This window comes from Thioalkalivibrio sp. XN8, assembly GCF_011058255.1.
Taxonomy (GTDB): Bacteria; Pseudomonadota; Gammaproteobacteria; order Steroidobacterales; family XN24; genus XN24.
On the sequence record NZ_JAALFH010000064.1, the window covers coordinates 1 to 17,285 of the forward strand.

Consider the following 17,285-nt stretch of genomic DNA (forward strand, 5'->3'; position numbering starts at 1 on the left):
TGCTCGTGGCGCGCCGGACCGGGGCGCCCGTCTGGATCTGCAGCGACCGCCTGGCGGCCGCGCGCGCCGCCGTCGCCGCCGGCGCTGATGTCATCGTGGCGGACGACGGACTGCAGCACTATCGCTTGCAGCGTGACTTCGAGATTGTCGTGATCGACGCGCAGCGGGGATTCGGCAACGGGCGTTTGCTGCCGGCCGGTCCGCTGCGTGAGCCCGCCGGACGGCTGGCCGAGGCGGACGCGGTGGTCTGCAACGGCCCGGGACCCCGGTGCCCGGACCGTGCCGTCGCGATGAGCCTGGCGGGCAGCGAGGCGGTGCGGCTCGACGGCGGCGAGCGCCGGCCGCTGGCGGCTTTCCGCGGCGGCGCGGTACACGCCGTGGCCGGGATTGGCAACCCGGGCCGGTTCTTCGCCTTCCTCGACAGCCATGGCCTGGAGGTGATCCCGCACCCGCTGCCCGACCACGGGAGCATCCCGGCCGAGTTGCTGCGTCCGGCCGACGGGCGGCCCGTCTTGATGACGTCGAAGGACGCGACGCGCTGCCGCGGACGCCCGGGGGCCGCCGAGGCGTGGGAAGTGCCCGTCGATGCGCAGCTGGCCGGGGAGGGCGCTACGTTGCTGGCCCGGCTGGCAAGCCGGCTCGGCATGAGCGAAGCTTGAGGCCATGGACCACGGCCTGATCGACATCCTCGCCTGTCCCATCTGCAAGGGCCCCCTGCTGCACCGGCGCGAGCAGCAGGAACTGGTGTGCCGGGGCGACCGTCTGGCGTGGCCGATCCGCGACGGCGTGCCCTTGCTGCGGGTCTCGGACGCGCGCGAAATCTCGCAGCCGGAGTTACTGCAGATGGAGCGCAGGTGAGCGCTTTCCACGTCGTCATCCCCGCGCGCTACGCCTCGGTACGCCTGCCCGGAAAGCCGCTCGCGCTGGTCGGCGGCCGCCCCATGATCCAGTGGGTCTGGGAGCGGGCCCGGGACGCCGGCGCGGCCTCGGTGACGGTAGCCACGGACCACGACGAAATCGCCGGCTGCTGCGAAAGCTTCGGCGCGGAGGTCCGCATGACGGACCCGGGTCATGCGAGCGGGACCGACCGGATCGCGGAGGTCGCCCGGCGCCAGGGCTGGAGCGACGAGACGGTGGTCGTGAACGTGCAGGGCGACGAGCCCATGCTGCCGCCAGCGCTGGTGGCGCAGGTCGCCGAGCTGCTGTACCTGCAGCCGGAGGCCGACTTGTCCACCCTCGGCACGCCGATCCATGCGCTCGACGAGTACCTGAACCCGAACGTGGTCAAGCTGGTGGCGGCGGCGGACGGCCGCGCGCTCTATTTCAGCCGGGCCCCCATTCCCTGGCACCGGGACGGCGCGCCCGGCGGTCCGGCCACGCAGGAGCGCCACGAGGGCGCCCTGCGGCACCTCGGGCTGTACGGTTACCGGGTCGGGGCCTTGCGCCGCCTCGCCGCCGCGCCGGCCTGCCAGCTCGAGGAGACCGAGCGGCTCGAGCAGCTGCGGGCGCTGTGGCTCGGGATGCGCATCCAGGTGGACACCGCGGTCGAGGTGCCGCCGGCCGGGATCGATACGGCCGAGGACCTGGCGCGGATCAATCGCCTGCTGGCGTCGGGTCAGGCGCCACGCTGACCAGCTTGAGCTCCGCCGACAGGCTGCGCCCGTCGCTGCCGAACACCGGCAGTTCGAACAGCTGTGGGGCATGGCGCATGGGCTTGCCGAAGTTGTCCGCCTGGATTACCGGTGCCGCGCCCACCGGGCGCAGCACCAGCATCGGCGGATCCCGCAGGACATCCACCACCGTGCAAAGCATGCCCTGGTAACGCACTTCGCGTCCTGCCAGGCCGGCCAGTTGCGCCAGGATGTCCGGGCCGTGTTCCATGCGGCCATCATAGCCGGATCGGCGTCACGCCTTCACCTGCCGCAGGAAGGTAAAATGCCTCCTGCGGTCGCTCCGGCCGCGAACGTTCGGAAACGCAGGAAGCATGACCCCGGATACCAAGTCGTCGGCACACGCGGTCCTGTTCGTCTGCCTCGGCAATATCTGCCGCTCGCCGACCGCCGAGGGCGTGTTCCGCGCGCTGGCCCGCGAAGCGGGCCTGGAGCCGGAGCTGCGGATCGATTCCGCCGGCACCGGCGGCTACCACGTCGGGGCCACGCCGGATGCGCGCGCCATGGCCGCGGCGAGTGCGCGCGGCTACGACCTGAGCACCATTCGCGCCCGCAAGGTCAGCGTGCAGGACTTCCACGAGTTCGACCTGATCCTCGCCATGGACGAGGACAACCTGCTCCATCTCCAGGGCATCGCACCCGAAGGGGCGCGGGCGCGGCTCGGCCTGCTGCTCGACTATGCGCCCGGGAGTGCCGGGCGCGGCGTGCCCGACCCCTACTACGGGGGACGTAACGGCTTCGAGCAGGTGCTGGATCTCGTCACGGAGGCCTGCGCCGGGCTCGTCGACGAACTCCGGCGCACGCTCCGCTAGGAATTACTCCGGCCTGGGCGGCTCGGGCTTCGGCTCGGGCTTCGGCTCGGGCTTCGGCTCGGGCCTCGGCTCAGGCTTCGGCTCAGGCTTCGGCTCAGGCTTCGGCTCAGGCTTCGGCTCAGGCTTCGGCTCAGGCTTCGGCTCAGGCTTCGGCTCGGGGCTGGCGACCGCAACTACCGGACCAGGCTGGGGCGCCGGTATGGGCAGGGCCCCCTGCTGCGGCGCCTGGGCCGGCTTCTCGCCGGGCGCCGGCCCCGCATCACCGCCGGCATTCCCGCTGTCGCCCTGTGCCTGGGCGTCAGGCTGGCTGCCGGTGTCCTGTCGCGAACGGCCGCGCCCGCCGCGCCGCCGCCGGCGGCGCTTGCTGCTGGAGCCCGTATCCTGGGCGCCGCTGTCGTCGGATTTCTGCGGCTGCGGCTGCGGCTGCGGCTGCGACTGGGGTTGGGGTTGGGGTTGGGGTTGGGGTTGGGCCTCGGACCCGCCGGCCTGGTCCCGCTGGGGTTCCTGCTGGCGGCTCTTGTCCTTGTCGCGCGACTTGTCCCGCTGCTTCTGGCGCTGGCGACCGTCGTCGCGGCGGCCTTCCGCCTGCCCGGCGCCGCGCTCGGCGCCGCGATCACGACTCCGGCTGCGCTTGCCGCCATCCTGGCGCTGCCGCTCGCTGCGCCGCTTGCGGTCGTCGTCGCGCTGGCGGGGCTTGCGGCTGCCTTCGCTCTTGCGGTCCTCGCGCTGCTGGCGGGGTTCGCCGCGTTCCGCCGGGCCGCTGCCGAGGCCGCGGAACCAGGCGACCAGGCGCGCCCAGAGCCCGGGGCCGGTCGCGGCCGCTGCGGCCGGCTCGACCCGCTGCGGCTGCGGCGCCGGGGTGGCCGGGACGATGCCGGACACGGCCGGCTGCTCGGGCTGGCGCTTGGGCGTGAGCCCCGGCGTGGACTCGGCCGCGTCATCGGCTTCGCTCGGCGGCAGCTGGTAGCTGGTGCCCGCATTCTCCGGCAGGCTGATCGCATCGTCGCGCACGCGCCGAATGAAATACTTCGGCGACTCGAGCTGCTCGCGCGGGACGACCACGATCTGCGCCTGGTCACGGCGCTCGATCTCGCCCAGCACTTCGCGTTTCTCGTTCAACAGGTAGGTGCCGACATCGACCGGGACCTCGGCGATGATCCGGGAGCTGCGCTCCTTGCGGGCCTCCTCGCCGATCAGGCGGAGGATCGACAGCGACAGCGACTCGACGCTGCGAATCGCCCCCCAGCCCTGGCAGCGCGGACAGGTGATGTGGCTCGATTCGCCCAGCGAGGGCCGCAGCCGCTGGCGCGACATCTCCAGCAGGCCGAAGCGCGAGATACGGCCGATCTGGATGCGGGCGCGATCCATCTTGACCGCATCGCGCAGGCGGTTCTCGACCTCGCGCTGGTTGCGCTGCGGGCCCATGTCGATGAAGTCGATGACGATCAGGCCGCCGAGGTCGCGAATGCGCAGCTGCCGCGCGATCTCGTCGGCTGCTTCCAGGTTGGTGTTCAGCGCCGTGGTCTCGATGTCTTCGCCCTTGGTGGCGCGCGCCGAGTTGATGTCGATGGAGAGCAGCGCCTCGGTGTGATCGATGACGATGCTGCCGCCGGAGGGCAGTTCCACCAGGTGCGAATAGGCGCTCTCGATCTGGCTCTCGATCTGGAAGCGGGTGAACAGCGGGACCGGGTCGTCATAGCGCTTCAGCTTGCGCAGGTTGTGCGGCATCACCCGTTCCATGAACAGGCGGGCCTCCTCGTAGACTTCCTCGTCGTCGACCAGGATTTCGCCGATTTCGTTCGAGAAGTGATCGCGCAGGGCGCGCAGGATGGCGTTGCTTTCCTGGTAGATCAGGAAGGGTGCGGGCCGCTCGATCGCCGTGCGCTTGATGGCTTCCCATACCTGCAGCAGGGTATCGAGATCCCACTGCAGTTCCTCGAGGCTGCGCCCGACGCCGGCGGTGCGCACAATGGCGCCCATGCCGTCCGGCACTTCCAGGCCTTCCATCGCTTCGCGCACGGCGTCGCGGTCATCGCCCTGGATGCGGCGCGACACGCCGCCGGCCTTCGGGTTGTTGGGCATCAGGACCAGGAACCGCCCGGCCAGGCTGAGGTAGGTGGTCAGCGCGGCGCCCTTGTTGCCGCGCTCGTCCTTTTCCACCTGGACCACGATTTCCTGGCCCTCGCGCAGCGCGTCGCGGATGTTCACGCGGCTGCCGTTCCGGTCGGCGTCGCCGACGAAATACTCGGGCGAGATTTCCTTCAGCGGCAGGAAGCCGTGGCGGTCCGCGCCGAAATCGACGAAGGCGGCTTCCAGGCTGGGTTCGAGGCGCGTGATGCGCCCCTTGTAGATGTTGGCCTTACGCTGTTCGCGTGAGGGGATCTCGATGTCGAGGTCGTAGAGCTTCTGGCCGTCGACGACGGCCACCCGCAACTCTTCGCGCTGAGTTGCGTTCACCAGCATTCTTTTCATTAATCTTGACTCGCTGTTCCAGGTCGGTCGCGCGCATCCGGTTGCCGGAGGCGGGCGCTGCAGCGCAGGCGGGGTGCGGGCACGGGGCGGCAGTCCCGGCGGGTGCCGGGATGCGCAGCCAGGCGATGAGGACCCAGTAGAAAATTCCGGTCATATCATCCGTGCCGGTCACCGCCCGCGGCCTGCTGCGCGCTCCTCTCGCCTGGTGACCCGCAGGATCGGAGCCAGGGTGGGCGCGGCGGCCGAGCGATGGGAAGAAACCTGTTGCATGCCGGTCAGCGAAAAGTACGCCACCGGCCCGTTCTAACCAGGGGCCGGGCCCAGCGCCAGGGCATCAGCCGCACGGCGCATGGGGTCCGGTCCGTGGCGTACTATAGCAACGACCAAGTCCCCCAGCAATCGCTAAGCTCCTGAATCCGGGAGGAGAATTTGAACTCGACGACGAACGGGCCGCGCCCCGCGGTGCAGTTCCTGGAGATCGCCCCCGAGGCCGCCGGCCAGCGGCTCGACAATTTCCTGGTCGCCCGCCTGAAGGGCGTGCCGAAATCTCACGTCTACCGCCTGCTCCGCAAGGGCGAGGTGCGGGTCAACAAGGGCCGGGCCAAGCCGGACTACCGGCTGGCAGCCGGGGACGTGGTGCGGCTGCCGCCCGTGCGCCGCCCGGAGCCCGGCGCCCCCGCGCCGGGCGGGCGCGCCGCGGGGCAGCGGCTGGAAGCGAGCATCCTGCACGAGGACGACCGCCTGATCGTGCTGGACAAGCCTTCCGGGATTGCCGTCCATGGCGGCAGCGGCTTGTCGCATGGCGTGATCGAGGCGCTGCGGGCGGCGCGGCCCGAGGCGCCTTATCTCGAGCTGGTGCACCGGCTCGACCGGGACACCAGCGGCTGCCTGCTGGTCGCCAAGCGACGCAGCGCGCTGCGGGCGCTGCACGAGTTGCTGCGGACCGGCCGGGTGGAGAAGCGCTACCTGGCGCTGGTGCAGGGCAGCTGGCAGCTGGGGCAGGTGAAGCTGGAGGACCGGCTGCGCAAGACCGTGCGCGGCGGCGAGCGCGTGGTGACCGTGGACGAGAGCGGCAAGGCGGCGGCCAGCATCTTCCGCCCGGTGGAGATCGGCAACACGGCTTCGCTGCTGGAGGTCAGGATCATGACGGGCCGCACCCACCAGATCCGCGTCCAGGCCGCCGAGGCCGGCCACCCGCTGGCCGGCGACGATCGCTACGGCGACCGCGACTTCAACCGGCAGATGAAGCGGCTGGGACTGGACCGGCTGTTTCTCCACGCGGCCTCGATCGGCTGGGAGGACCCGGCCAGCGGCGAGTGGCGGCTGTACTCCGCGCCCTTGCCGGACGACCTGCGTGCAGTGCTGTCGCGGCTGGAGCAGGTCCGTGGCTGACGGGCGCCGCCTGGTGGTGTTCGACTGGGACGGCACCCTGATGGATTCCACGGGACAGATCGTGGCCGCGGCGATGGCCACGATCAGTGACCTGGGCCTGCCCGAGCGGCCGCCCGACGCGGTGCGCAACATCATCGGGCTGGGGTTGCGCGAAGGCTGGCACCAGTTGTTTCCCGAACTCGACGCGGACGGCTTCGCCGCGTTCGTCGAGGCCTACCGGGAGCGCTTCCTCTCGCCGGACTTCCAGACCGCCCGCCTGTTCGAGCGGGCCGCCGAGGTGGTCGAGGAACTGGCCGGGCGGGGGTTGGCGCTCGCCGTGGCCACCGGGAAGAGCCGGCGCGGACTGGATCGCGATCTCGCCAGCACGGGGCTGGGACGGTTCATGCACGCCTCGCGCACGGCGGACGAGACGCGCTCCAAACCGGATCCGGCGATGTTGCTGGAACTCATGCAGGAGCTGGGCGCCGACGCGGCCTCGACGGTCATGGTCGGCGACACGGAGTGGGACCTGGAGATGGCGCGACGGGCGAGCGTCCCGGCGGTAGCGGCGGCCTACGGGGCGCATGCGCGCGACCGGCTCGAGCGCTTCAGGCCGTTGGCCTGCATCCACGCGATCGAGGCGCTGCCGGCGCTGCTCGACTGAGCCGCGCCCCGGCCGGTTCAGGGTACCGGTATCCCCAGGCGGCGCAGCGCGCCGGCCAGCCAGATCAGCGGCAAGCCGATCAGGCCGGTGGGGTCCTGGCTGTCGATACGCTCGAACAGGGCGATGCCGAGCGCCTCGGCCCGGAAGCTGCCGGCGCAATCGAAGGGGCGTTCCCGCTCGACGTAGCGGTGAATCTCGTCGGCCGCGAGCGGCCGGAACACGACCCGCGTGATGTCGATATGCTCATCCGGCTCGCCGTCCGCCGCGGGACCGAGCACGCAGACCGCGGTCAGGAACTCGACGTACCGCCCGGCGGAGCGGGTCAGCTGGGCGATCGCCTCCGCCGCGTCACCGGGCTTGCCCAGCACGTCGTCGCCGCGCACCGCCACCTGGTCCGAGCCGATGACGACGGCCCCGGGATGGCTCGCCGCCACCGTCTCGGCCTTGCGCCGGGCCAGGCGTCGCACCAGCTCGGCGGGGGACTCGCCCGGCTGCCGCGCCTCGTCGATGTCGGCGGGCTGCTGCCGGAAGGGCAGCTGGAAGCGTTCCAGCAGGGCGCGGCGATAGGGCGAGGCGGAGGCCAGGACCAGGGCCGGCCCGGCCCCGGCGGCGGAGTGAGTGGCGTTCATGTCGCTCACGTTACCTCGCGTCGTCCCGGCAGGCAAAACCCGACTGCATTCAGGGCTTTGACAGGAAAGTCATGGCTCGATATTCTAGCCGGCTTATGTCCGCCGAGCTTGACCGGTCGTTGGAGCCTGCGGCCCTGGCCGCCAGGGACCGGCGCTGGTCGGCCGACACGCCCCTGGGCGACTGGCCGCGGCTGGCGGCGCTCGAGCCGGCCGGCCGCGACGCGGGGCAGCCGGTGCGGGTCAGCGTGCACTGGCGGGAAGACGAGCACGGGCGCCCGCTGCTCGAGGGTGCGCTGGAACTGCGCCTCGGCGCGACCTGCCAGCGCTGCCTCGAGCCGATGGAGCTCGAGTTGCAGGTGCGGCCGAAGCTGTTGTTCGGCGACCCGGCGCAACTGGGCGCGGCGCTGGAGGAGGCGGGGTTCGAGCCCTGCGAGCTGGAGCCGGGCACGACGCTGCGGCAGCTGCTCGAAGACGAGATATTGCTGGCGCTGCCGGTCTTCCCGGTGCACCAGCGGGAAGAAGATTGCGGTGCGCTGGCCGAGAAGCTGGCGCAACTGGAGCCCGACCAGGACGGGCGGAGCGGAGCGAGCCCCTTTGCGGTGCTCGCAGAACTGAAGCGCAAGAACTGATTGACGGAGCATCGCCACCATGGCTGTACAAAAGAGTCGCAAGACCCCCTCCAAGCGCGGCATGCGCCGCTCCCACGACGCCCTCGGCAAGCCCACCCTGTCGGTGGACCCGACCAGCGGCGAGACGCATCGGCGGCATCACGTGAGTGCCGACGGCTTCTATCGCGGCAAGAAGGTCATCCAGACCGCCGCGCTGCCGGACGAGGAATAACGCGCCGGGCGTGGCGCGGCCGTCCGCCGCGCCCGCCCGTTCCGCTGCCGCCATGTCCCAGGCGCTGACTATCGCGATCGACGCCATGGGCGGCGACCACGCGCCCTCGGTGCCGGTCGGCGCGACGCTGGCGCTGCTGCGCCGGCAACCCCAGCTGCAGGCCATCCTGGTCGGCCCGCCCGACCAGCTCGAGCCCCTGCTCGCGAGTTGCCCGGCGAGACTGCGGGAGCGCCTGGCGGTCGCGGCGGCCAGCCAGGTGGTCGGCATGGACGAGCCGCCGGCCGAGGCGCTGCGCCGCAAGCGCGATTCCTCGATGCGCGTGGCGATCAACATGGTGCAGGCGGGGCGGGCCCAGGCCTGCGTCAGCGCCGGCAACACCGGCGCGCTGATGGCGACCGCGAAGTTCGTGCTGAAAATGCTGCCGGGGGTCGATCGCCCGGCGATCGTCTCCGCCATCCCGGCGCTGGGCGGCCATACCCTGATGCTGGACCTGGGCGCGAATACCGTCTGCACGGCCCGCCAGCTGTGCGAGTTCGCCGTGATGGGCGATATCGTGGCCAGCGACCTGCACGGCGTCGGCAGCCCGCGCATCGGCCTGCTCAACATCGGCACCGAGGACATCAAGGGCAACAGCACGCTGAAGCAGGCGCACCAGTGGCTGCGCGCCAGCGAGCTCAATTACCAGGGCTTCATCGAGGGCACGGACATCATGTCCGGCCGCATGGACGTGGTGGTGACGGACGGCTTTACCGGCAACGTGGCCCTGAAGACCATCGAGGGCACGGCGCGCATGCTGGCCCGGGTCACGCGCGAGGAGATCAAGCGCAGCCTGTTGCGCCGCACCATGGCGCTGGGCGCCGCGCCCCTCTTTCGCTCCCTGGCCGCGCGCATCGACCCGCGCCGTTACAATGGCGCGAGCTTCGTCGGCCTGCAGGGCATCGTGATCAAGAGCCACGGCGGCGCCGACGAGACGGCGTTCGCCACGGCGCTCGAGACGGCCGTGCTGGAAGTGCGCAAGGGCGTGCCGACGCGGATCGGGCAGGTGATGGCCCAGCAGTCCTTCGACGAGGAGACAGGGTGATCTATTCGCGCATCATCGGTACCGGCCGATACCTCCCGGAGCAGGTGCTGACGAATGCCGACCTGGAGCGGATGGTCGACACCACCGACGAGTGGATCCGGAGCCGCAGCGGCATCGAGCGCCGCCACATCGCGGTCGAGGGCGAGGGCACGACCGACCTGTGCGAGAAGGCGGCGCGGGCGGCCCTGGACGCGGCCGGCATCGCCCCGGAAGAGCTCGACCTGATCGTCGTGGGCACGACCACCCCGGACCAGGTGTTCCCCAATACCGGGGTCCTGCTGCAGGCGCGCCTCGGCATCCACGGTTGCCCGGCCTTCAGCCTCGAGGCGGCCTGCACCGGCTTCATCTATGCGCTGGCCGTGGCCGACAAGTTCATCCAGTCGGGCAGCGCCAGGACGGCGCTGGTGGTGGGCGCGGAGACCATCAGCCGCATGGTGGACTGGACCGACCGGGCGACGGCGGTACTGTTCGGCGACGGGGCCGGCGCGGTCGTGCTGCGGGCCGACTCGGCGCCCGGTGTGGTGTCCACGCACCTGCACGCGGACGGCCAGTACAAGGACCTGCTGTATTTCCCCACCGGCGTCGGCACGGGCATGCGGCCGGTCGGGGGCGACAACGCCATCCAGATGAAGGGCAACGAGGTCTTCAAGGTGGCCGTGAACACGCTCGGGCGCATCGTCGACGAGACCCTGGCGGCCAACGGGCTGGAGAAGAAGGACATCGACTGGCTGATTCCGCACCAGGCGAACATCCGCATCATCCAGGCGACCGCCAGGAAACTCGAACTGCCGATGGAACGGGTCGTGCTGACAGTCCAGGAGACCGGGAATACCTCGGCGGCCTCGGTGCCGATGGCGCTGGACGTCGCGGTCCGGGACGGGCGAATCAACTCCGGCGACCTCCTGCTGCTGGAGGCCTTCGGCGGCGGCTTTACCTGGGGTTCAGCTCTCGTACGCTGGTAGCCGCCGCTGGGCCACCACGGCCGTCAGGCGCAGCAGCGCCGGCAGCGCCACGGCCCAGCAGAGACCCACCAGGAGCGCATAGAGCCAGCCCGAGATGGCCAGCTCCACGGCGCCGATGCGCGCGCCTACCCAGTACGAGAAGCCCCCGCCCAACAGCCCGAACACCGCGGCCAGGGCCGGGCGCGGGCGCAGCCAGCCGAGGGAGTGGCCGACCGTCAGCGAGAATGCCATCCAGAGCGTGACCAGCCAGACCGGGGCCAGCCAGGGCGAGGGCCACGCCGCGGCGTAGCTCAGCGCGCCCGACAGGGACCAGGCGCTGTCGATCAGGATCCCGGCCAGCCCGAAGACCATCAGGGCGGCGACGTCGTAGCGGGGCTGGGTGGTGAGGCGGAAATGCAGCAGGGCGAAGCCGGCGAAGGCCAGCGGCCCGGACCACGCGAGGCCGGCCGCGGCGCCGAACACGGTGGCGGCCCAGACGATGTTGAAGGCGACGGCGTTGACCACCGTCGGAATCCAGGGAGATGCGGAAGCGATGCGCGCGTTCATGTAAGCTATTTCGAATCGTGCCGCTGCATGGATTCGCGGCACCCCCTGCCCAGAGGTTGCCCCGATCATGACCGAAAAAGAAGGCTCCGCCCAGTTCCACAGCTGGCGGCCCCATCCCTGGCACGGCCTGAGCCCCGGCACCAATCCGCCGCTCGAGGTCCGCGCCTACATCGAGATCACGCCCTTCGACCTGGTGAAGTACGAGGTCGACAAGGAATCCGGCTATACCATCGTGGACCGCCCCCAGCGCACCTCCGCGGCGCCGCCCGTGCTGTATGGTTTCATCCCGCAGACCTACTGCGACGAGCATGTGCGCCGGCTGACGCCCGGCGCCAAGCGCGCGGACGGGGACCCGCTCGACATCTGCGTGATCAGCGAGCGCCAGATCGAGCGCGGCGACATCCTGCTGAATTCCCGGGTGATCGGCGGCATCCAGATGATCGACGGCGGCGAGGCGGACGACAAGATCATCGCCGTCCTGCGCAACGACTACATCTGGAGCGAAGCCCACGACATCAAGGACCTGCCGGACGTCCTCATCCAGCGGCTGCAGCACTATTTCAGCACCTACAAGATGGGGGCGAACATGACGTCCGGCGTGCAGATCACCGACATCTACGGCCGCGACCATGCGGCCAAGGTGGTCACCGCGGCGATCCGCGACTACGACGAGGTGTTCGGGGCCAGCCAGCGCGCCTGGGAACAGCTCGAGGAGCGGATGCTGGGCGATTCGGGCGGGAAGCAGGGCGCCGACTGAGAGGCCGGGCGCCGCCTCAGCGGTGCAGTTCGTCGTACAGGGCCTCGAACTCCGCGGTGAGCTTGTGGCGCGGTGCGAGGTGAATCAGCGGCAGGCACTGCTCGTGCGACTCGCGCATTTTCACGCTGGTTGAGAGCATGGTCTCGAGCACCGGCAGGCCCTCCTCACGCAGTTCCTGGACCAGCCGCTGGGGCAGGTTGGCGCGAGCCATGAACTGGTTGATCACGATGCCCTCGAGCTCGAGCTCCGGGTTGTGGTCGGCGCGCGTCTCCTCGAGGTTTTCCATCAGCGTGTACAGCGCGCGGCGCGAGAAGTCGTCGCAGTCGAAGGGGATCAGGCAGCTGTCCGCGGCGATCAGCGCCGAGAGCGTGTAGAAATTGAACGCCGGCGGCGTGTCGACGTAGATGGCGTCGAACTGCTCGGCGAGCCGCAGCAGCAGTTCCTTCAGCTTGTAGATCTTGTGCTTGGCCTCCAGCTTGGCCTGCAGCTCGGCGAGCTCCGGCGACGAGGCCAGCACGTGCAGCCCCTCGAACTCCGTCGGCGTGACGTAGCGCAGGGGATCGCGGGGCAGCAGGCGGATCGACAGGGCGTCGTCGAAGAAGTGCGCGATGTCGGCCTCCGCCGTTTCCCAGGCGTCGCCCAGGAGGTACTGGCTGGCATTGCCCTGGGCGTCGAGATCGACCACCAGCGTGTCGCGGCCGCGGGCCGCGCTGATGGCGGCCAGGTTGGCGGTGATGCTGGACTTGCCGACCCCGCCCTTCTGGTTGAAAACGACCCTGCGCATGGAATCTCCCGGCCGTCCGGCGCCTCAGAGCACCGGGGCCGGGTCTTTCTCGCGGCGGCGGGCGATGCGCTCGCGCAGCTGGTTACGGCGCTCGCCGAGCTTCCTGGCCCGCCTGGCCGGGTCGCGCAGCAGGCGGAAACCCGAGTCGTACTTGCTGCGGAACTCGCAGAAGTCCTGGTAGGCCTCGATCTCGTGGCGGAGTTCGCGGAAGGCGAGTTCGATCATGATGGCGTCGTCCAGCAGGCCGATGCCGGGGATGTCGTCGGGGATGATGTCCTCGGGGTCGGAGAAATAGACCAGCACCGCCAGCAGGCGCTCGCGCTCGCCCCGCGTCAGCGGCCAGTCCTCGTCCTCCATGATGTCGATCATGGCCTGCAGGCGGTCGATCCGCTCGCGCACGTAGTTGGGCACCTTGCGGCCCTCGATCTGCAGCAGCAGGCTGCGGGCGGCATCCAGGATATCGGTCTCTTCGGCGTCCCGGACGGTCAGTCGCGCCTTGCGCATGGCATCCCGCATGTGCTTGATGTCCCGGGCGCTGAGTTCGATCGAGATCCTGAGGCTCATGGCGTGTCTCCCTGTGGGTGCAGGAAGCCTAAGGTTCGTCCGCAGGGCCGTCAACCGCGGGACGTGCCGGCCGTGCCCCCGAGCGGCGCGACGGTTAGAATATGCGCTGTCATTCGGACGCCTGGCGGTACGAGCCTTGCTGCGAGCCTGTTGGAAAAATGCCTGGCTGACCTGCCTGCTGCTGGCCGGCAATCCCGTGCTGGCGGCCAGCTTCATCCTGCCGCCGGAAGACGTCGACCTGGTCGGCGTGCCGACCTGGATGCATACCCGCCACGAGGACACGCTCCTCGACGTGGCGCGTGACTACAGCGTGGGCTATCACGAGCTGCAGCGGGCCAACCCCGGCGTCGACACCTGGATTCCCGGCAACGGCACGCGCGTGCTGCTGCCGACCCGCTATGTGCTGCCGGCCGGCCCGCGCGAGGGCGTGATCATCAACCTGCCCGAGTACCGGCTGTACTACTTCCCCAAGCCGGAAAAGGGCGAGCCCGCGCAGGTCATGACCTATCCCATCAGCATCGGCAAGATGGACTGGGACACGCCGCTGGGGACGCACAAGATCGTCGCCAAGCACGAGAACCCGTCCTGGTATCCGCCCGAGTCGATCCGCCAGGCGCGCGCCGAGCGCGGCGAGATCCTCCCGCGCGTGGTGCCGCCCGGGCCGGACAATCCGCTCGGCAATTACTCCATGCGGCTCAACCTGACTTCCTACCTGATCCACGGCACCAACAACCCGGACGGCGTCGGCATGCGCGTGACTTCCGGCTGCATCCGCATGTTTCCCGAGCACATCGAGTACCTGTTCCCGCTGGTGCCGCTGGGCACGCCGGTGCGCATCATGAGCGAGCCGATCAAGGTCGGCTGGGCCTTCGACACGCTGTACGCGGAGGTGCATCCGCCGCTGGAGGAGGAGAGCGAGTCGCAGCTGCGGATGCGTTTCACCAGCCTGCTGCGGGCCGCGGCCTACGAGCGCGGGGTCGAGATCGACTGGGCGCGGGCCGATGCGATCTTCGCCGCCGCCACCGGGGTGCCGACCGAGGTGCCGCTGCGCGAGCTGCGGGCCGCCAGCGACTAGGGCTGCGCGCGCGAGCGCGATACCCGGGCGAAAAAAAAGGCCGCAGCGAACTGCGGCCTTTCTCTTGGGTGCGAACCCGTCTTACTTCGTCATGGAGCGCTGGAACATCCGCTCGATGCGATCCGTGTTGGCGGCAGCGGCGGCCTGGGCCTCGCTGGCGGCCTGGGCGGCGCGGTTGGCGGTGTTCTGGGCGTTGGTGGCAATGCGCTTGGCTTCCTCGGCACCGGCGGTGGCCGCGCGGGCTTCGCTCAGAGCCTGCTCAGCCGTGGCGCGCACGGCGTCGAGATCTTCCGGAGTCACGGTGGCACAGCCACTGGTCACGCCGAGCGCAAGGATGGCGGCGCCAACATAGAGAAAGTTCTTCTTCATGGATTGCAATCCCCTGGTGGATACGTTGGTTCTTAAACAAGCTTGTGTGGCGGCAGAGTCATTCCGCCGCAGTTACGCGCGGGCCATAACTTACATAACGCAGCAGGCCAATACAAGCGCGGTTCTGTTACAGCGGGAGCGCCAGGCAGGGCTTGCCGGGCGTACGCAGCTGCTGTATATATATCCACTACTGTGTATTCGAACAGGTATGAGTCATGGCAGACAAACTTACGGCGCGACAACGCCAGGTGCTCGAACTGGTGCGCGAACACATCGAGGACTCCGGCATGCCGCCGACCCGGGCTGAGATCGCCACGGCGCTCGGCTTCCGCTCCGCCAATGCCGCCGAGGAACACCTGCGTGCGCTGGCCCGCAAGGGCGTGATCGAACTCCTGCCCGGGGCCTCGCGCGGCATCCGCCTGCAGGAGCCCGCCCGGGACGAGGACAGCCTGCCGCTGGTCGGGCGGGTGGCGGCCGGCCGGCCGATCCTGGCCGAGGAGCACATCCAGGGTCATTACCGGGTCGATCCGGCGCTGTTCCGGCCGCGGCCCCATTACCTGCTGCAGGTCCAGGGCATGAGCATGAAGGACGCCGGGATTTTCGACGGCGACCTGGTCGCGGTGCATCGCAGCCCCGACGTCCGCAGCCGGCAGATCGTGGTGGCCCGCCTCGACGACGAGGTGACGGTCAAGCGCTATCGCCAGGAAGGGAAGATCGTCTGGCTGCTGCCGGAGAACGCCGACTTCGAACCCATCCGGGTCGATCTCGACCGCCAGCCCATCGTCATCGAGGGCGTGGTGGTGGGCGTCGTGCGGCGCAGCTGAGACCGGGCAGTCGGCCGTATGGGCGAGGCCTCCATGCATGCGCTCCTGGACGACCCGCGGCTGTGGCGCGCGGGACGCCGGGACCTGCGCTGGCCGGTGCTGCCCAGCGGCCACCCGGCGCTCGACGCCTGGCTGCCGGGCGGCGGCTGGCCGGCCGCGCGCCTGACCGAGATCGCCGTGGAGCGCTGGGGCAGCGGCGAGTTCGCACTGCTGCTGCCGTTGCTGGCGCAACTGTCGAAAAATGAAGCGAGCCAGGCCGGGCGCTGGCTGGCCTTGATCAATCCACCCTTCCTGCCATATCCGCCGGCGCTGGCCGCTGCCGGCATCGACCCGGCGCGGCTGCTGCTGGTACGGCCCGGCAACGACGCCGAGACGCTGTGGGCGGCCGAGCAGGCGCTGCGCTCGGGCGGCTGCGCCATCGTGCTGGCCTGGGTCGGCCGGGCGGCCGGCCCCTGCCTGCGCCGGCTGCAGCTGGCCACGGAAGCCGGCCGCACTCCGCTGTTGCTGTTCCGTCCCCCGGCGGCGCTGGCCGCACCGTCGCCGGCATCCCTGCGGCTGCGCGTGGCAGCCGGCGCCCGGGGCGCCAGCCTGCATCTGCACAAGCACCAGGGCAGCAAGCCCGCCGCACTGTCGCTGGCCCCGCTCCAGCCCCGATGAGCCGGGCGAGTGCCCAGTTGCGCCCGGAACCGGCCGGGACGCAGGCGGCCCCGTCGCCGCCGTCCGGGTTGCGGCCCGATCGAGGCCGTGGTCCGGCGCCGCTGTGGCTGTGCCTGGGCCTGCCGCGGCTGCCCCTGGACGCGAGCGGGGCCGGCCGGGCGGAGGAGGAAGCCGGCGCGGTAATCGGCCCGGACGGCCGGGTGGTGCAGGCGACTGCGCCGGCCGCGGCCGCCGGGGTGGCGCCGGGCCTGGCGCTGAACGCGGCGCTTGCGCTGTGCCCCGGCATGCGGGTGCAGGCGCGCGACGAAGCGGCGGAACGGGCCCGCCTGGAGCGTCTCGCGGCCTGGGCCGGCGCGTTCACTCCGCTGGTCAGCCTGGAACCGCCGGCCGCACTGCTGCTCGAGGTGCGCGGCAGCCTGCGCCTGTTCGGCGGCCTCGAGGCCCTGCGGCTGCGCTTGCGCCGGGCGCTGGCCCGGACCGGGCACGCGGGCTTCGACGCCGTGGCGCCGACGCCGCTGGCGGCCCTGTGGCTGGCGCGCGCCGGGGACCCGGAGGCCGTCATCGAGCTGGCCGCCCTGGCCGGCCGGCTCGGGGGCCTGTCACCGCGGGTCACGGGCTGGCCGCCGCCCGTGCTGGAGAAGCTGCAAAGCCTCGGTGTCGCGACCCTGGCGGACTGCCTGCGGCTGCCGCGCGACGGGCTGGCGCGGCGCCTCGGCCCCGGCCCGCTGGCGGACCTCGACCGGGCGCTGGGCCGGCGCCCCGACCCGCGCACCGCTTTCCGCCTGCCGCCGCGGTATCACGCCGTGGTGGAGTTGGGCGCGGAGACGGCCGATACGGGCTTGCTGGCGCGGGTGGCCCAGGGCCTGTTCGCCGAGCTGGAGGGCTTCCTGCGCGCCTGCCAGCGCGCTGTCACCCGCATCGAGGTGCAGTTGCGGCACCTCGGCCGCGGGCCGACCCTGCTGCAGCTCGGCCTGGCGGCGCCGGGTCTCGAGGCGGCCCGGTTCGGGGCGCTGTTCGTGGCACGCCTGGAGCGGATGACGCTGCCGGCGCCGGTGATCGCCCTGGTGGTGGCGGCGGAGCCCGGCGAGGCGCTGGTGCCGGCCCGCGCCGGCCTGTTCGGCGACGAGCAGGGCGGCCTGGCCGGGCTGCAGCTGGTCGAGCGCCTGCGGGCGCGGCTGGGGCGCGAGGCGGTGCAGGGGCTGATGCTG

At 70.9% G+C, this 17,285-nt stretch carries 22 protein-coding genes; 15 read left to right on the plus strand and 7 right to left on the minus strand.

The window, feature by feature from the left end:
* From lpxK to kdsB, 3 genes are all read left to right on the plus strand, one after another.
* Positions 1 to 659, plus strand: a 659-nt coding sequence (gene lpxK, locus G6N75_RS10050; protein WP_165348227.1) for a tetraacyldisaccharide 4'-kinase, incomplete at its 5' end; no start/stop codon positions are given.
* Between the two features lie 4 nt (positions 660 to 663).
* On the plus strand, positions 664 to 858 hold the full coding sequence (locus G6N75_RS10055; protein ID WP_165348228.1) for a Trm112 family protein: 195 nt from the start codon (positions 664 to 666) through the stop codon (positions 856 to 858).
* Positions 855 to 1,631, plus strand: a complete 777-nt coding sequence (kdsB, locus tag G6N75_RS10060; RefSeq protein WP_165348229.1) for a 3-deoxy-manno-octulosonate cytidylyltransferase — start codon at positions 855 to 857, stop codon at positions 1,629 to 1,631. The genes G6N75_RS10055 and kdsB overlap by 4 nt, the downstream gene beginning before the upstream one ends.
* On the opposite strand, the gene G6N75_RS10065 is transcribed toward kdsB, so the two are convergent.
* On the minus strand, positions 1,594 to 1,881 hold the full coding sequence (locus G6N75_RS10065; RefSeq protein ID WP_165348230.1) for a hypothetical protein: 288 nt from the start codon (positions 1,879 to 1,881) through the stop codon (positions 1,594 to 1,596). The two genes, kdsB and G6N75_RS10065, sit on opposite strands and share 38 nt — an antisense overlap.
* Before the next feature lie 103 nt (positions 1,882 to 1,984).
* Between G6N75_RS10065 and G6N75_RS10070 the strand changes: the two genes are divergently transcribed.
* A complete protein-coding gene (locus G6N75_RS10070) occupies positions 1,985 to 2,482 on the plus strand; it encodes a low molecular weight protein-tyrosine-phosphatase (RefSeq protein WP_165348231.1) in 498 nt (165 codons plus the stop codon).
* Between the two features lie 3 nt (positions 2,483 to 2,485).
* Here G6N75_RS10070 and G6N75_RS15480 read toward each other — a convergent pair whose 3' ends face one another.
* Positions 2,486 to 4,945: an Rne/Rng family ribonuclease gene (locus G6N75_RS15480; protein WP_276611280.1), complete on the minus strand. Its 2,460-nt coding sequence runs from the start codon at positions 4,943 to 4,945 to the stop codon at positions 2,486 to 2,488.
* Positions 4,946 to 5,383: 438 nt separating this feature from the next.
* Between G6N75_RS15480 and rluC the strand changes: the two genes are divergently transcribed.
* Together rluC and G6N75_RS10085 are read left to right on the plus strand one after the other, a co-directional pair.
* A complete protein-coding gene (gene rluC / locus G6N75_RS10080; RefSeq protein WP_206203066.1) occupies positions 5,384 to 6,346 on the plus strand; it encodes a 23S rRNA pseudouridine(955/2504/2580) synthase RluC in 963 nt (320 codons plus the stop codon).
* A complete protein-coding gene (locus tag G6N75_RS10085) occupies positions 6,339 to 6,989 on the plus strand; it encodes an HAD-IA family hydrolase (RefSeq protein ID WP_165348232.1) in 651 nt (216 codons plus the stop codon). The genes rluC and G6N75_RS10085 overlap by 8 nt, the downstream gene beginning before the upstream one ends.
* Before the next feature lie 17 nt (positions 6,990 to 7,006).
* Here the strand turns inward: G6N75_RS10085 and G6N75_RS10090 are convergent, their stop codons facing one another.
* On the minus strand, positions 7,007 to 7,618 hold the full coding sequence (locus G6N75_RS10090; RefSeq protein ID WP_165348233.1) for a nucleoside triphosphate pyrophosphatase: 612 nt from the start codon (positions 7,616 to 7,618) through the stop codon (positions 7,007 to 7,009).
* 119 nt (positions 7,619 to 7,737) lie between these two features.
* Between G6N75_RS10090 and G6N75_RS10095 the strand changes: the two genes are divergently transcribed.
* Genes G6N75_RS10095 through G6N75_RS10110 form a run of 4 tightly spaced genes read left to right on the plus strand, consistent with a single transcriptional unit; the run spans position 7,738 to position 10,501 of the window.
* Positions 7,738 to 8,247 (plus strand): YceD family protein, encoded by a 510-nt coding sequence (locus G6N75_RS10095; RefSeq protein WP_165348234.1) that lies wholly within the window; start codon positions 7,738 to 7,740, stop codon positions 8,245 to 8,247.
* A gap of 19 nt (positions 8,248 to 8,266) precedes the next feature.
* The gene (rpmF, locus tag G6N75_RS10100; protein WP_165348235.1) at positions 8,267 to 8,458 is read left to right on the plus strand and encodes a 50S ribosomal protein L32; all 192 of its coding nucleotides are present in this window, start codon (positions 8,267 to 8,269) and stop codon (positions 8,456 to 8,458) included.
* A gap of 52 nt (positions 8,459 to 8,510) precedes the next feature.
* A complete protein-coding gene (gene plsX / locus G6N75_RS10105) occupies positions 8,511 to 9,539 on the plus strand; it encodes a phosphate acyltransferase PlsX (protein ID WP_165348246.1) in 1,029 nt (342 codons plus the stop codon).
* Positions 9,536 to 10,501 carry a beta-ketoacyl-ACP synthase III gene (locus G6N75_RS10110; protein ID WP_165348236.1) on the plus strand — a complete coding sequence of 322 codons (966 nt, stop codon included), beginning with the start codon at positions 9,536 to 9,538 and terminating at the stop codon, positions 10,499 to 10,501. Before plsX ends, G6N75_RS10110 begins: the two co-directional genes overlap by 4 nt.
* Here G6N75_RS10110 and G6N75_RS10115 read toward each other — a convergent pair.
* Entirely contained in the window at positions 10,481 to 11,047 is a 567-nt protein-coding gene (locus tag G6N75_RS10115; RefSeq protein WP_165348237.1) for a DUF2878 domain-containing protein, read from the minus strand. The genes G6N75_RS10110 and G6N75_RS10115 overlap by 21 nt on opposite strands.
* 67 nt (positions 11,048 to 11,114) lie before the next feature.
* On the opposite strand from G6N75_RS10115, the gene G6N75_RS10120 reads away from it, so the two are divergent.
* A complete protein-coding gene (locus G6N75_RS10120; protein WP_165348238.1) occupies positions 11,115 to 11,804 on the plus strand; it encodes an inorganic pyrophosphatase in 690 nt (229 codons plus the stop codon).
* Positions 11,805 to 11,820: 16 nt separating this feature from the next.
* Here the strand turns inward: G6N75_RS10120 and G6N75_RS10125 are convergent, their stop codons facing one another.
* Positions 11,821 to 12,588, minus strand: coding sequence for a ParA family protein (locus tag G6N75_RS10125; RefSeq protein ID WP_165348239.1), 768 nt, complete (start codon positions 12,586 to 12,588; stop codon positions 11,821 to 11,823).
* A gap of 24 nt (positions 12,589 to 12,612) precedes the next feature.
* Positions 12,613 to 13,152 carry a YkvA family protein gene (locus tag G6N75_RS10130; protein ID WP_165348240.1) on the minus strand — a complete coding sequence of 180 codons (540 nt, stop codon included), beginning with the start codon at positions 13,150 to 13,152 and terminating at the stop codon, positions 12,613 to 12,615.
* A 136-nt stretch (positions 13,153 to 13,288) separates the two neighbouring features.
* Here G6N75_RS10130 and G6N75_RS10135 point away from each other — a divergent pair, with 136 nt between their 5' ends.
* Positions 13,289 to 14,227 carry a L,D-transpeptidase family protein gene (locus tag G6N75_RS10135; protein WP_206203067.1) on the plus strand — a complete coding sequence of 313 codons (939 nt, stop codon included), beginning with the start codon at positions 13,289 to 13,291 and terminating at the stop codon, positions 14,225 to 14,227.
* A gap of 81 nt (positions 14,228 to 14,308) precedes the next feature.
* Here the strand turns inward: G6N75_RS10135 and G6N75_RS10140 are convergent, their stop codons facing one another.
* Positions 14,309 to 14,596: an Lpp/OprI family alanine-zipper lipoprotein gene (locus G6N75_RS10140; RefSeq protein WP_165348241.1), complete on the minus strand. Its 288-nt coding sequence runs from the start codon at positions 14,594 to 14,596 to the stop codon at positions 14,309 to 14,311.
* A gap of 215 nt (positions 14,597 to 14,811) precedes the next feature.
* Between G6N75_RS10140 and lexA the strand changes: the two genes are divergently transcribed.
* From lexA to G6N75_RS10155, 3 genes are all read left to right on the plus strand, one after another.
* The gene (gene lexA / locus G6N75_RS10145) at positions 14,812 to 15,420 is read left to right on the plus strand and encodes a transcriptional repressor LexA (RefSeq protein ID WP_165348242.1); all 609 of its coding nucleotides are present in this window, start codon (positions 14,812 to 14,814) and stop codon (positions 15,418 to 15,420) included.
* Between the two features lie 33 nt (positions 15,421 to 15,453).
* The gene (gene imuA, locus G6N75_RS10150; RefSeq protein ID WP_165348243.1) at positions 15,454 to 16,077 is read left to right on the plus strand and encodes a translesion DNA synthesis-associated protein ImuA; all 624 of its coding nucleotides are present in this window, start codon (positions 15,454 to 15,456) and stop codon (positions 16,075 to 16,077) included.
* A 17-nt stretch (positions 16,078 to 16,094) separates the two neighbouring features.
* Positions 16,095 to 17,285, plus strand: a 1,191-nt coding sequence (locus tag G6N75_RS10155) for a DNA polymerase Y family protein (protein WP_206203068.1), incomplete at its 3' end; no start/stop codon positions are given.